Here is a 12,570-nt window from a genome sequence, read left to right on the forward strand (position 1 = left end):
CATGGCAGAGGAGCGTCCCAGCATCGGTCGGGTGTTGATCGTCGCCGGTTCGGACTCTGGCGGCGGCGCCGGCATCCAGGCGGACATCAAGACGGTGACCGCCCTGGGCGGCTATGCGGCGACCGCGATCACCGCGCTCACGGCGCAGAACACCCGCGGCGTTTTCGGTGTGGTGCCCGTGGACCCGGCCTTCGTGGCCAAGCAGATGGAGGTCGTGCTGACCGACATCGGCGCCGACTGCGTGAAGACCGGCATGCTGCACAGCGCCGAGGTGATCGAGGCGGTGGTGCGCTCGCTCGAGCGTCACGCGCGGGGCGTGCCGGTGATCGTCGATCCGGTGATGGTCGCCAAAGGCGGCGCGTCGCTCCTCCGCGCGGAGGCCAAGAGCGCTCTCAAGCTGCGGCTCTTGCCCTGCGCGGCGCTGGTCACCCCCAACGCACCCGAGGCCGAGGCGCTCACCGGCGTCAAGGTCGAGAGCCCCGACGACATGGGCCGAGCCGCCGACGCGCTGCTAGGGCTCGGCGCTAGCGCCGTCTTGGTCAAGGGCGGACACCTCGGCGGGGACACGGTGGTCGATCTCTTGCGCACGGTCGACGGTGTCGAGCGGCGCTTCGAGAGCCCGCGTCTGCACAGCCGGAGCACGCACGGCACCGGCTGCACCCTGGCTTCGGCCATCGCGGCCGGGGTCGCCGAGGGCCTCCGCCTCGAAGACGCCGTGGCGCGCGCCAGGACTACGTGCTCGAGGCCATCGCATCGGCACCGGGGCTCGGCAAGGGCCACGGACCGCTCGACCACGGACATCCCTGCCGGAAGCCCGCATGAGCTTCTTCGCGTTCCCACAGCCGCCGGAGGTGTCCGGACTCCAGCTCGGACACGGGCACAGCCGACTGCGTTTCGAGGACGTTGCCCAGGACGGCCGCCTGCGCCTCGAGGGGATCTGGCCCGCCATCGGCCCCATCCTGTGGGGCAAGATGGAGGTAGCGAACGCGCTCTTGCGTCTGGGCGGGGACGGCGTGCGCGCGGTGCTCACCTACGTGCAGCTCGAGGGCGGCGATGACCCGATCAGCGTGCGCGCGCTCTGCGACCAGGAGGTGCGCTGGCAGCTCGGGCGCAGCGTGGACGAGGCCGGGCGGACGACGCGCGTCTTGTTCGACACCTGGCTCATCTCCAGCGCGCCGCGGGCGTGCCCGGCAACCCGGGCGCAGACCCCGTGAGCGACGAGCGCGTGCGCGTCGCGCGCGCCTACGGGCAACACGCGTGTTCACCCGGCCCGCGGCCCCGGCGGGCCAGCACCGCGTGCTCAGCGTCGACGATCCGCTTTTGTCGGGCCCCCGCGCCGCCGGTGACTTACCGCGATCCCAGCGCGCTGCTCGCGCTGCCGAGCGGCGCCAGAGCCCTCGATGCCACGCCGCGCTTCGACGTCGCGCCGCTGGTGTTCGGCCTCTGCCACACCGACGGCAACCAACACGTGAACTTCCTCGCGTACCCGAGGCTCGCGGAGGAGGCAGCGCTGCGCCGCTTCGCCGAGCTCGGCCGCGATCCGCGCCGGCTGGCGCGCCGGGCCGAGGTCTCCTACCGCAAGCCTAGCTTCGCCGGCGACGTGGTCCGGCTCTTGATGCAGGCGTTCGAGAGCGACGACGAGATCGGGGTGGTGGCGGTGTTCCTGCCCGAGGCGGCCGCCAAGGAGCGGAGCTTCGCCGAGCTTTCCCAGGTCGAGCGACCGCTCGCGGTGGTGCGGGTGGGATTCGAGGCCTGAGCGCCAAAGGCGGCCGGGGTGAAGGTGTCGCAAACGAAGATGCGCCTTCTCTTCCTGGTCATCCTGCTCGCCGGCTCGGCGTGCGTGGAGCTGCCGGAGACCACGGCCGTCGGCAAGCCGCGACCGCCGCCGGAGATCGGAACCAGCATCACCCACACGCGCCTGTGCTCGTGTCGCGCCTGCGGCGAAGCGAGCTGCTGCTCCGGCCTGACCGACGCGGACGACGCGCCGCAGAAGAGCTGTGGCTCGAGCTACGACTTCTCCCAGGGCGACGGCTGCGGCATGCAGGTCGGGAGCTGTGCCAGCCGCTGCTTCGAGCGATCCTGGCGCGTGAAGCTCTCCCAGGAGTGCGACGCGAAGCGCCCGCCGGAGTGCTGCGGCGCCGGGCCCTGACTCCGGCAAAACCCCGGGGTTTCCTCGGACGCGCGCAAGACCCTTGCGCCTCGGGCGGCGTCGTGAGGAAAACGGCGTCCCATGTCGAGAAACGCCCTCGTGCGCAGCGCCGTGCTCCTGCCGTTCCTGCTCGTGGCTTGCGAGCAGCCACCGCCCGAGCCGGAGCAGCAGAAGCCCGCGCCCAAGCCTGCCGCGACGCCGGTCGCCGCCCTGAGCGCAAACGCGCCGCCGACCGCCAGCGTCAAGCCGCCCGAGCCTCCGCAACCCAAGGGGCTGCCCGCACCGGAGGACGTCGCGGCGCCGCCCAAGGACGCCAAGAAGACCGCGTCGGGGCTCTTCACCAAGGTGCTGACGAAGGGCACGGGCAAGGACAAGCCGAAGCTCGAGGATCGCGTGAAGGTCCACTACACGGGCTGGACCAAAGACGGAAGATGTTCGACAGCTCGGTGGCGCGGAACGACCCTGCCACCTTCGGTGTGGGCGGCGTGATCAAAGGCTGGACCGAAGCGCTGCAGCTGATGGTCGTCGGCGAGAAGCGACGTCTGTGGATCCCGGCGGAGCTCGCGTACGGTGAGAACGCCGGCATGGGAGCGCCCTCCGGACAGCTCACCTTCGACGTCGAGCTGCTCGAGATCCTCGCCACGCCCAAGCCCTGGCCGGTCCCCGCTGACGTGAAGGCCGCGCCGAAGAGTGCCAAGAAGACCGAGAGCGGTCTGGTCTACAAACAGCTCGCCAAGGGCAAGGGTACGAAGAAGCCCGCGCCGACCGACCGCGTGACGGTGCACTACACGGGCTGGACGCCGGACGGCAAAGAGTTCGACAGCTCGATCAAGCGCGCCGAGCCCACCAGCTTCCCTTGAACCGTGTGATCAAGGGCTGGACCGAGGGACTACAGCTGATGGTCGAGGGCGATCGCATGCGCTTCTGGATCCCCGCGGAGCTGGCCTACGGCGACAAGCCCACGCGGCCCGGCGCCCGGCGGGCCCGCTGGTGTTCGACGTCGAGCTGATCTCGATCTCCGGAGGCACGCCGTGAGGCTCCTGCCGAGCTACCTCTCGGACGAGTGGGCGCTGGGCAGCGGCAAGCCCGCGGAGCTGGTGAACCCCGCCACCGAGGAGGTGCTGGCGGGGGCTTCGAGCGCGGGCGCTGACCTCGAGAAGGCGCTCGCTCACGCGCGGGACGTGGGCGGCCCGGCGCTCCGCGCGCTCTCGTTCCGGGAGCGCGGCGAGCTGCTCGAGAAGATGAGCAAGGCCATCTTCGCCGAGCGCGACGCGCTGATCGATCTGGCCATCGCCAACGGTGGCAACACGCGATCCGACGCCAAGTTCGACATCGACGGCGCCACGGCCACGCTGATGGCGTACGCGGAGCTCGGCAAGAAGCTCGGCGACAGGCAGCTCTTGGTGGACGGCGAGCCGACGGACATTTCGGGCTCGCGCCTTCAGGGCTACCACGTGCTCTCGCCGCGGCATGGCGTTGCGGTGCACATCGGCGCGTTCAACTTCCCGGCCTGGGGCTGGGCGGAGAAGGCGGCGTGCGCCCTGCTCGCCGGCATGCCGGTCTTGACCAAGCCGGCGACGGCGACGGCGCTGCTCGCCCACCGCACCGCGGAGATCTGCGTGGGCGCTGGTTTTCTGCCGCGCGGAGCCTTCAGCTTCTTGTGCGGCTCCGCCGGCGATCTGCTGGAGCACCTGACCTGGAAGGACGTGGTCGCCTTCACCGGCGGCAGCGGGACGGGGCTCACCATCCGCAAGACCGAGCGCCTGCTCGCCCAAGGTCTGCGCGTGAACGTCGAGGCGGACAGTCTCAACTCCGCGCTGCTCCTGCCGGAGGCCGAGGACGCCACGATCCAGGCGTTCGTGCGCGACGTGGCCCGGGACATGACGCAGAAGACCGGGCAGAAGTGCACGGCCATCCGTCGGGTCGTCGTCCCGGAGAGCTGCCTCGAACGCGTGCGCGAGGCGCTCTCCGAGCAGCTCGCGACGATCAAGATCGGTAATCCGGCGCTGGACGAGGTGCGCATGGGACCGGTGGCGACGGCGAGCCAGAAGCGTGACGTGCTGGCTGGCATCGAGCGGCTGCGCGCCGAGACCAAGCTCGCATTCGGCGATCCCGCTCGGCTCTCGCCCATCGGCGTGCCCGCGGGCAAGGGCTTCTTCGTGCCGCTCTTGCTGCTCGAGGCCGCGGACGCGCTCGCCGCCAGCTCGGTTCACGAGCACGAGGTGTTCGGGCCGGTGGCCACGCTGCTGCCCTATGACGGCAGCGTCGCGAGCGCGCTCCAGATCGTGCGTGCGGGGCAGGGTGGGCTCGTCGCGTCCGTCTACGGCGACGATCGAAAGGCGCTGAGCGAGGTCGTACAGGGCATCGCCCGTGGCACGGCCGGCTCGTGGTGGTGGACGCGAAGGTCGCCGACAAGAGTATCGCGCCTGGTACCGTGCTGCCGCAGCTCGTCCACGGCGGGCCTGGCCGCGCCGGGGAGGTGAGGAGCTGGGCGGGCTCAGGGGAATGGCGCTCTATCAGCAGCGCACGGCGGTTCAGGGCAACGGGCCGCTGGTCGCGAAGTTCGTCGGCGCGGGCTGACGCGGAGCGCTTCCGAGCTAAGCTCTCGTCAGCCATGCTTGCCCGCCGGCTCGACTCTCGCTGTCTTGGCACGAGCAGATCGCGAACTGCCGCTGCGACCAGGACCCACGAGAATACCGGCGAACGCGCGGGCGGCGGCGGGGCCGGGCGCGAAGGAATCTGCTCGCTCTCTTCACGCTGCTCGGCGCTGCGATCTTCGCTTGCGAAGGCGACCACGACGCGCTGAAGAAGCAGAACCCTCCCGCCACGGGCGGCGCCGCCGGCAGTGCAGCGGACGCGGCTCCCGACGTCGAGCTCGACGTCGGGCCGGACGTGTTCGTCGAGCCAACCGGGCCGAGCAAGCTCACGCTGCTCCACGGGGTCGTGGACGCGACGCGCATCGCCTACTGTTTTGCCAGGGTCGTGGATGGGCTGCCCGAGCCGGTGCTGGGCAGCCCGTTGCCCGCGGCCGGTCTGAGCTGGGGAGCCGCCCTCGCCGTCAGTGAGCTCCCGGGCTCGACTGGGCGAAGGACGACGTCTTGCCCATAGTCGTGGCCGGAGACTTCTCGCTGCTCGGGGCAAGAGCTGCGCCGACGCCATCGCCTTGGCCGAGAGCTTCGCGCAGCCGGACGCCGACGCGGCCGTGGATGACGCAGACGCTTCACCGTACGACGCCGGCGACGCGCCGAGCGACGCGCCGAGCGACGCGCCGGCCGCGCTGCCGCCGCCGCCGAAGCTCCGCGCCGCGGAGCTGCCGGTGCTACCCGCCGGCACGCTGTCGATGGGGTGGAGCCTGCTCTTCGCCGCGACCGGCTGCATCGGCGGGCCGGCGTTCAGCGATCCGCTGGAGACCTACGTGTGCGGCGCCGCCTATACGCCCTCGACGCCGACCCTGACGCCGGTGTTGGTGCCGCTCTCGCGTGTCACCAAGCCGGGGGCGATGGGGCTCATGGTGGTCAACGCGGCGCTCGCGGCCGATCCCATCTCGGTCACCTCCGCGCACCCCAAGGGCAGCTCGATCCCCGGCATCTCGGTCGCTTACAACGTGGTCTTCGGCTCCGTCGCGCCGCGACCGCCGCTGCTCGGCTACTCCGCCACGGGCTTCGGGGCCCCGATCTCGGCGTCACTCCTGGAGGTGACGAGCCAGAACGCCTCGAGCCCCTTCTACACGCAGACCTGGAAGGACGCGCTCGCGTTCGGGGAGCTCTCGGACGTGTTGGACGAGGCGACCTACGCCTTGGTCCTGGTCGGCCCGCGCCCGAACAACCCCGCCGCGAAGTGGTGGAACGGCCCGCAGGTGACCGCGCTTCCGGCCGCCCCTGAGTGCCCCGGTCTGGTAGAATCGAACGAGCTTCATGCGACTCGCCTCGCGCGCCATCGACTCCTGGGAGCTGCGGTCCGAGAGGAGTTTCACCGCCTGTATCCGGACACCTTCTGGATCCCCGAGCGGGAGGTGCGTGCGAACCTCGAGCGCGGGCAAGCCGTGCGCCTGTTCTTCGACATCGAAGCCGTGGACGAGCAGGGCGAGGTCGTGGTGACGGGAGAGCGGATGTGGGTCATCGTCGCCGAGAAGATTGGTGACACTTACCTCGGGATCCTCGACAACGAGCCGGTGTCCATCGCCCCGGACGGCGACCAGTACCTCTGCTACGGAGCCGAAGTTCCGTTCCGCGCCGAGCACGTCATCGACGTGATCGAGGCGCCGGCGGACTACGTGGAGTGGCAGCTGGGGCAAGAGCCGGAGAAGAGCTGGCCCAGGGATCCAACCCTGCACTAGTGATGCAACATCAGCTCCGCGAGTTTCGACTTGACCTCGTTGATGCGCGGGCTGGTGGGGAACCGGCGCACGAACGACCGGAGCGTGTTCTTGGCGTCGTTCCAGGCCTGGATGTCGATCTGGCAGTTGGCGAGCAAGAGCGTCGCTTCATCCATGACCTCCTTGTCCACGGAGACCTCGGAGATCTGCAGCAAGATGGGGATGGCCTCGCGTTGGCGCGACAGCGAGCGCAGCGCGTGCGCCAGCTGGAGCTTCGCCTGGGGGCTGTGGGCGGCGTCGGGCTTGTGCTGAAGTGACTCCTTCAGCGCCTGAGTCGCCTCGTGCCAGCGCCCGGTTCGCACGTGGTCCAGGCCGGTCTGATAGGCGATCAGCGAGAGCTCGTTGCGCGCGCGCTCGACCGCGGCCTCGAACACGGCGCGCTCGGTCGAGGTGAGCGGCAGCTTCGCCACTTCGTCGAACCGCTCGACGATTTCGCGGCGCTTGTTGTTGACCACCAGGTCGTAGAACTCGCTGGCCGCGCGGCCGCCCTTCTGCCCCGACTCCTCGCGGGCCTGCACCGCCTTCAGCTCCTTCTCGAGCTGTTCGATGCGCTCGCGCGAGCCCTTGGTCTCGGCGCGCACAGCGTCGAGGCGGGCATCCCAAGCGAGCTTCAGCCCGATGAACAGCACGATGATCGTGACCACGTAGGCCGTCGAGCTGTTGACCCAGATGCGGCGCTCGAGCCCCTGCTGGCGCTTGGCGATGCTCTTCAGATCCGCCGCCAGGGCGTTCACGAGGTTGTTCGTCTTGATGGTGAGCGAGCGGCTCTCCACGATCTCTCGCTTGATCTCCTCGAGCTCGTACTCGTCCATCCCGACCGGGACGGAAGTATCGCCTAAACAGGGCCCGGGCAAGCTCGGCCCGGCCCATCGAGCGGTTGCCCGCGCCCGACCGGCGCGGCGCCGCACGTGCCTCAAGCGGCGTACCCAGCGGAAAACACCTCGATTCGCGCGGTCGGCGCCGTTCCGCCTTGAATGGCGGGCCAGGTCCCGCTAGAGCCGTGCCCCCGCGCAGCCCGAGACCGGCGCGCGCGACCGGAGCAGCATGGACACCAGCGACATCCGCAAAGGCCTGAAGTTGATGATGGACGGTCAGCCGTACATCGTCGTCGATTTCCAGTTCGTGAAGCCGGGCAAGGGGCAGGCGTTCACCCGGACGAAGATGAAGAACATGCTCACCGGCGGCACGATCGAGAAGAACATCCGCTCCAGCGAGAAGCTCGAGGCGGCGGACGTCGAGGATCGTACGGTGCAGTTCATCTACCCCGACGGGGACATGTACTACTTCATGAACCCGAACAGCGGCGAGCAGATCGCCGTCCACAAGGACGCGGTCGGCGACGCCGCGAACTCTTGATCGACGGCGTCGAAGTCCAGGTCACCATCTACAAGGGCAACCCGGTCAGCGTGGCGCTGCCGCCGCACATCGTGGTGCAGGTCACCGAGACGGAGCCCGGCGCCAAGGGCGACACCGCCACCAACGTGACCAAGCCCGCCAAGATCTCCACTGGCGCCACCATCCCGGTGCCGCTGTTCATCACCGAAGGCGAGTGGATCAAGGTGGACACGCGGAACGCCAGCTATCTGGAGCGCTCCAAGGCCCCGTCCAAGGGCTGAAGTCGCCGCCGCGTCAGCGGCGCAAGAGCACCACCTCTGCTCCCGACACGCACGCGACGGCCTTGGCGCCGTCGGCGACGGTGCACTCGGACCAGGCTCCCGCGTCCTTGACGCGCCAGAGCTCGGGTTTGTCGCCGCCCTCGACCAGCAGGCCGAGGGACGTCGGGACGACCAGGTGACGTCCGTCCGGCGAGCGCGGCGTGCCGAGCAGGCGCGGCCGGAGCACCGCCTCCGCGCGGCTGATGCGCGGGCCGAAGCTCTCGCCGGCCACGAGCAGCGAGAGCCTGTCGTCCTTCTCACCGAGCGCGATGATGCTGGCCTCGGGTGCCTTGCCGCCCGAGCACGCGCCGGGGCGCGGCGAGAGCAGCGACGATGGCAGCGCCGGCACTGCTGCGCCCCGGCCGGAGGCGACGTTCAGGTAGACGTCCGAGCGATCGCACGGGAAGACCACGTTCTCCAGGCGCTGGCCGCCGCGAGTCTCGATGGCGAGGGGCCAAGCGCCGAGGTCGGCGTCGGGCTCCACGGGCTCGGCAGTCCCGCTCGCCGATGCGTGACAGGCCGCCGCTGGTCTGAACCAGGAGCGCGCCGGAGCTCTCGAATGCCAACGGGCTGAGGGCGCGGTGCGTTGCCGCGCGGCAGCGGCGAGACCGCCAGCTTGGTCACCTTCGGTTCGACGCTGGTCGTGTCGGCCGAGACGCTCTTGACGAGCTCGGCTCGCCGCTTGTCCGGCACCCGGCCGAAGTACCAGCCGTCGCGATCGAGCGCAGCGAGCGCGCGCTCGACGTCCTTCTCGGTGAGGGCGGCTTGCACCTCGGCGACGAGCAGTCGCTCGACCACGGTACCGAGCGGCTCGCAGCGCAACATGCTGCCGTCGGCTTCGAACAGGCGGGACGCGGCGCCCTCCGCGCAGAGCGTCCCGAGCAGCCGCCGGAGCTGGGCCACGCCGCGGGGCACGCTCGCGGCGGTCTGCTTGCGCTTCGAGCGCCCCAGCTCCGCTGCGGCGAGGGCGCCGAGGGAGGCCGCGGGCTCGGTCGCGTCGCGCGACAGACCGGCTGCGCGATCGATCCACACGACCTGGGCGCTCACGCTCTTGTCCTCCTTGTCCGTTGGACAGCCCTGGGCCACCAGCGCCGGGTCGGTCCTGCACGGTGGCTTCTGGGTCACGACCAGGCGCACGTCGTCCCGGCCGTCCCCGTCCCGGTCGGTGGAGTCCACGTCGAGGGCGAAGGGCTCGGTCGAGAACGCGGCGGCGACGCGCAGCGTGAGCACGTGCGGGCGATCGGACAGCGGCGCGACGACCGATACGCTCCGGGTGGGCGCCGCGCGAGCAACGTCGTCGTGCAGCTCGCCGAGACGTCCAGCGTCACGCTCTTCGGCCCAGTCTGGAGCAGCGCCGCGGTGTGCTTGCAGGCAGGCCCCGTCGGAACGAAGCCCGGGAGCTCGAGCAGCTTCCGCGGCGCGCCGGCGCTCGGGAAGAGCCAGAGCTCACCCGCCGGCGCCGGCGGCGTCGCGGCGGCTGGCAGCGTCCAGACCACGCTCTCCCGGGTTCCGTCTCCGTCGAAGTCGGCGGCGATACCGCGCTCGAACACCCGCCCGGCGGGCGCCGCGAGCTCGCGCCCGTCCAGCGACCAGCGCGTGGCCCGGTCCGGCGCCGGCGAGGCAACGCGCACCACGAACTTCGGGCGCGGGAGTCCCGCGTCCGGCTCGTCCGGCCCGGCGTCTGCCTCGGCGACCGCGCTCGGCAGGCCGCTCGCCACCCGAAGGGGTATAGGGCTTGTCCTTGCCGCAGCCGTCGCAGCCTGCCGCGAGCGGGAGGGCGATCAGGGCCCCCAGCACCAGAGGGCTAGCGCCCGATGAACTTCGCGGCACGTCGCTCCACGAACGCCTGAGTGCCTTCGCGCATGTCCGCGGTGTCGAAGAGCGAGGCAAACGCCGTGGCCTCGAGCTCGTTGGCCACGCCCAGATCCGCGTCGAACCCTCGCGCCATGACGCGCTTGGAGTAGGCGATGGCGACCGGCGCCTTGCCGGCGATCTTCGCGGCGACCGCCCGCACCTTGGTCAGGAGCTCCGCGTGTGGGACGACCTCGTTGACCAGACCCAAGGCGAGGGCGCGATCCGCTGGGACCGGATCGCCGGTGTAGATGAGCTCCCGGGCCCGGGCGAGCCCGACGCGCCGCGCCAGCCGCTGCGTGCCGCCGAAGCCCGGCATCAGACCCAGGTTCACCTCCGGCTGCCCGAAGCGCGCCTTCTCGGAGGCGTAGATGAAGTCGCAGCACAGCGCCAGCTCGCAGCCGCCGCCGAGGGCGAAGCCGTTGACGGCCGCGATCACCGGGAACGCCGCCGACTCGATCACCAGGCCCAAGCGGTGCCCGGCGTCGCTGAACGCCTTGGCCTGCGCGGCGTTCATCGCGCTCATCTCGGCGATGTCCGCGCCCGCGACGAAGGACTTGTCGCCCGCGCCGGTCAAGATCGCGACCCGCGTCGGGGCTCGCTCTCCGAGAGGCTCACGAAGGCGGCCGTCAGCTCGACCAGGACCTTGCCGTTCAGCGCATTCAGCTTGTCGGGGCGGTTGACGGTGACGACGGCGATGCCGTCCGCATGCTCGACCGTGATCGTTTCGTAGCTCGCCATGGCTCACCTCTCGAAGGCGCGACCGACCTTCTGTCCCTTGTCGTCGTACACGTAGAAGCCGCGGCCGACTTTCCTGCCGTACCAGCCGGCTGCGACCAGGTTCCTGAGCAGCGTCGCGGGGCGGTACTTGTCGTCGCCGAACTCGCGGTGCAAGACCTCCGCGATGAACAGCAGGGTGTCGAGGCCGATCAGGTCGGCGAGCTCGAGCGGGCCCATCGGGTGGTTCAGCCCGAGCTTCGCTCCCTGGTCGATGTCCTCGGGAGTGCCCAGACCCTCCTGCAACGCGAAGCAGGCCTCGTTCAAGAACGGCACGAGCATGCGGTTCACCACGAAGCCGGGCTGGTCTTTGCTGGTGATCACCGTCTTGCCCAGGTTCTCGCTGAGCTCCTTGATCGCGGCGTAGGTGTCCTCGCTGGTCTGCACGCCGCGCACCAGCTCCACCAGCTTCATCAGCGGGACCGGGTTCATGAAGTGCATGCCGATCACGCGGTCCGGGCGCCCCGTCTGTCCCGCCAGGCGCGTGATGCTGATGCTCGAGGTGTTCGAGGCCAAGATCGCGTCGGATCGCATCTTGGCGTCGGCCGCCTTGAACAGCGCGATCTTCACGTCCAGGTTCTCGGTGGCCGCCTCGACCACGACGTCCGCCGTCTCCAGGCCTTCGCCCGTCGCGTGCGGGGTAATGCGGCCGAGCAAGGCTTCGACCTCGTCTGGTTTCGCTTTGCCCTTCTCGACCTGCTTGGCGAGGATCTTCGCGATCTTGTCCTTGCCCTTCTTCGCGAGCTCGACGGAAGCGTCGCTCAGGATCACGCCGTAGCCTTTGGTGGCGGCCACCTGCGCGATGCCCCCGCCCATTTGCCCTGCGCCGATGACGGCGACGGTCTTGATGTCACTGGACTTCATGCTCGCCCCGCTACCGCTTCGTTCCCGGGCATGCAAGCCTTGGCGCACCATGCTCCGCCGTCTCGCCGCCGTCGGGCTCTTCGCGTTCAGCGTGGGCTGCGCCGCGAGCGACGCGAGCAACCGCCAGCGCGCCCGCATGTTGGTGCACAAAGGCCGCGAAAAGGAGGCCATCGCGCTCTTGCGCGAGCACATCGCGGGCCACCCGGGCGCGATCGACGAGCGCAAGCTCTTGATCCGCATCATCGCGCTGACCGGCGATCTGGGCGCCGCGGAGCGCGAGGCGACTGCGCTGGCGGCCGCGCTCGGACCGGGCGACCCCACGCCATGGATCGAAATGGGGTACGCGCTCGAGCTCGCGCACGCTACGAGGACGCGCTCGCCATGTACGACCGCGCCGCGGAAGTCGCGCCACGCAGCCCGGCGGGGGCCCGGGCCGGGGGGCTGCGCGCGGCGGAGGTGGGGCGAGGCGGAGCTGGCGGAGCCACGGCTGGCGGAGGCCGTGCGACGCGACCGACGAGACGCCAGGGCCTGGCACGCTCTGGGGCTGGTTCGGCTCAAGCTGAGGGACTTCGCAGGCGCCAAGGCGGCGTACTCCGGGGGGCTCGCCGCGGCCCCGAGCTCCCTCGACAACCGCTTGGGCCTGGCCACCGTCGCCGTCGCGGAAGGGGATGCGGCGACGGCGCTCGAGCACTACGACGCGCTCGCCCGGGAGCGCCCCAAGCTCGGGGACCTCCAGCTCGGCCGGGCGTGGGCGTTGCTCGAGCTCCGCCGGCTCGACGAGGCCGAAGCCGCGCTGGCGCGGGCGGAGAGCCTCGGCGGCAGCCCGGGCGCGATCCGCGCCCAACGGCGCCTCCTGGTCAAGCTCAAAGCAGCCGCGGAACCGCAAAGGATTCGCTGAT

The 12,570-nt window shown here is 70.6% G+C and carries 14 protein-coding genes and 4 pseudogenes; 12 read left to right on the top strand and 6 right to left on the bottom strand.

The genetic code is table 11. The features are described from left to right. Position 1: 1 nt before the first annotated feature. The 10 genes and pseudogenes from thiD (at position 2) to HS104_05185 (ending at position 6,485) form a co-directional block, all read left to right on the top strand. Positions 2-822: pseudogene (gene thiD / locus HS104_05140) on the top strand (bifunctional hydroxymethylpyrimidine kinase/phosphomethylpyrimidine kinase). Beyond that, positions 819-1,214, top strand: coding sequence for a hypothetical protein (locus HS104_05145; protein ID MBE7479362.1), 396 nt, complete (start codon positions 819-821; stop codon positions 1,212-1,214). The pseudogene thiD and the gene HS104_05145 overlap by 4 nt, the downstream one beginning before the upstream one ends. Before the next feature lie 128 nt (positions 1,215-1,342). Beyond that, entirely contained in the window at positions 1,343-1,756 is a 414-nt protein-coding gene (locus HS104_05150; protein ID MBE7479363.1) for a hypothetical protein, read from the top strand. A 39-nt stretch (positions 1,757-1,795) separates the two neighbouring features. Continuing rightward, on the top strand, positions 1,796-2,149 hold the full coding sequence (locus HS104_05155) for a hypothetical protein (protein MBE7479364.1): 354 nt from the start codon (positions 1,796-1,798) through the stop codon (positions 2,147-2,149). 81 nt (positions 2,150-2,230) lie between these two features. Continuing rightward, on the top strand, positions 2,231-2,638 hold the full coding sequence (locus tag HS104_05160; GenBank protein MBE7479365.1) for a hypothetical protein: 408 nt from the start codon (positions 2,231-2,233) through the stop codon (positions 2,636-2,638). Further along, positions 2,581-3,009 carry an FKBP-type peptidyl-prolyl cis-trans isomerase gene (locus tag HS104_05165; protein MBE7479366.1) on the top strand — a complete coding sequence of 143 codons (429 nt, stop codon included), beginning with the start codon at positions 2,581-2,583 and terminating at the stop codon, positions 3,007-3,009. The genes HS104_05160 and HS104_05165 overlap by 58 nt, the downstream gene beginning before the upstream one ends. Beyond that, the gene (locus tag HS104_05170) at positions 3,006-3,158 is read left to right on the top strand and encodes an FKBP-type peptidyl-prolyl cis-trans isomerase (GenBank protein ID MBE7479367.1); all 153 of its coding nucleotides are present in this window, start codon (positions 3,006-3,008) and stop codon (positions 3,156-3,158) included. The genes HS104_05165 and HS104_05170 overlap by 4 nt, the downstream gene beginning before the upstream one ends. 22 nt (positions 3,159-3,180) lie before the next feature. After that, positions 3,181-4,729 (top strand): annotated as a pseudogene (locus HS104_05175) (3,4-dehydroadipyl-CoA semialdehyde dehydrogenase). Between the two features lie 312 nt (positions 4,730-5,041). Then, positions 5,042-5,257 carry a hypothetical protein gene (locus tag HS104_05180; GenBank protein MBE7479368.1) on the top strand — a complete coding sequence of 72 codons (216 nt, stop codon included), beginning with the start codon at positions 5,042-5,044 and terminating at the stop codon, positions 5,255-5,257. A 55-nt stretch (positions 5,258-5,312) separates the two neighbouring features. Further along, positions 5,313-6,485, top strand: coding sequence for a hypothetical protein (locus tag HS104_05185; GenBank protein ID MBE7479369.1), 1,173 nt, complete (start codon positions 5,313-5,315; stop codon positions 6,483-6,485). Here the strand turns inward: HS104_05185 and HS104_05190 are convergent. Next, positions 6,482-7,336: a hypothetical protein gene (locus tag HS104_05190; GenBank protein MBE7479370.1), complete on the bottom strand. Its 855-nt coding sequence runs from the start codon at positions 7,334-7,336 to the stop codon at positions 6,482-6,484. The genes HS104_05185 and HS104_05190 overlap by 4 nt on opposite strands. Positions 7,337-7,568: 232 nt before the next feature. Here HS104_05190 and efp point away from each other — a divergent pair. Then, positions 7,569-8,140 (top strand): annotated as a pseudogene (efp, locus tag HS104_05195) (elongation factor P). Positions 8,141-8,153: 13 nt separating this feature from the next. On the opposite strand, the gene HS104_05200 reads toward efp, so the two are convergent. The 5 genes and pseudogenes from HS104_05200 to HS104_05220 all read right to left on the bottom strand — a co-directional run bounded on the left by HS104_05200 (position 8,154) and on the right by HS104_05220 (position 11,671). Further along, positions 8,154-8,591 (bottom strand): hypothetical protein, encoded by a 438-nt coding sequence (locus HS104_05200; GenBank protein MBE7479371.1) that lies wholly within the window; start codon positions 8,589-8,591, stop codon positions 8,154-8,156. Continuing rightward, on the bottom strand, positions 8,555-9,409 hold the full coding sequence (locus tag HS104_05205; protein ID MBE7479372.1) for a hypothetical protein: 855 nt from the start codon (positions 9,407-9,409) through the stop codon (positions 8,555-8,557). The genes HS104_05200 and HS104_05205 overlap by 37 nt, the downstream gene beginning before the upstream one ends. Next, positions 9,301-9,897: a hypothetical protein gene (locus HS104_05210; GenBank protein MBE7479373.1), complete on the bottom strand. Its 597-nt coding sequence runs from the start codon at positions 9,895-9,897 to the stop codon at positions 9,301-9,303. The genes HS104_05205 and HS104_05210 overlap by 109 nt, the downstream gene beginning before the upstream one ends. Before the next feature lie 86 nt (positions 9,898-9,983). Further along, a pseudogene (locus HS104_05215) lies at positions 9,984-10,771 on the bottom strand (enoyl-CoA hydratase/isomerase family protein). Between the two features lie 3 nt (positions 10,772-10,774). Beyond that, the gene (locus tag HS104_05220; GenBank protein MBE7479374.1) at positions 10,775-11,671 is read right to left on the bottom strand and encodes a 3-hydroxybutyryl-CoA dehydrogenase; all 897 of its coding nucleotides are present in this window, start codon (positions 11,669-11,671) and stop codon (positions 10,775-10,777) included. A gap of 49 nt (positions 11,672-11,720) precedes the next feature. On the opposite strand from HS104_05220, the gene HS104_05225 reads away from it, so the two are divergent. After that, a complete protein-coding gene (locus tag HS104_05225; protein MBE7479375.1) occupies positions 11,721-12,569 on the top strand; it encodes a tetratricopeptide repeat protein in 849 nt (282 codons plus the stop codon). Position 12,570: the final 1 nt, after the last annotated feature.

This window comes from Polyangiaceae bacterium (assembly GCA_015075635.1).
Lineage (GTDB): Bacteria > Myxococcota_A > Polyangia > Polyangiales > Polyangiaceae > JADJKB01.

Excerpts from the sequence above, each read along its gene's own strand:
- HS104_05220 (MBE7479374.1), bottom strand. The coding sequence starts at position 11,671 with ATGAAGTCCAGTGACATCAAGACCGTCGCCGTCATCGGCGCAGGGCAA.
- HS104_05190 (MBE7479370.1), bottom strand. The coding sequence starts at position 7,336 with ATGGACGAGTACGAGCTCGAGGAGATCAAGCGAGAGATCGTGGAGAGC.
- HS104_05165 (MBE7479366.1), top strand. The coding sequence starts at position 2,581 with ATGTTCGACAGCTCGGTGGCGCGGAACGACCCTGCCACCTTCGGTGTG.
- HS104_05225 (MBE7479375.1), top strand. The coding sequence starts at position 11,721 with ATGCTCCGCCGTCTCGCCGCCGTCGGGCTCTTCGCGTTCAGCGTGGGC.
- HS104_05145 (MBE7479362.1), top strand. The coding sequence starts at position 819 with ATGAGCTTCTTCGCGTTCCCACAGCCGCCGGAGGTGTCCGGACTCCAG.
- HS104_05160 (MBE7479365.1), top strand. The coding sequence starts at position 2,231 with ATGTCGAGAAACGCCCTCGTGCGCAGCGCCGTGCTCCTGCCGTTCCTG.
- HS104_05155 (MBE7479364.1), top strand. The coding sequence starts at position 1,796 with ATGCGCCTTCTCTTCCTGGTCATCCTGCTCGCCGGCTCGGCGTGCGTG.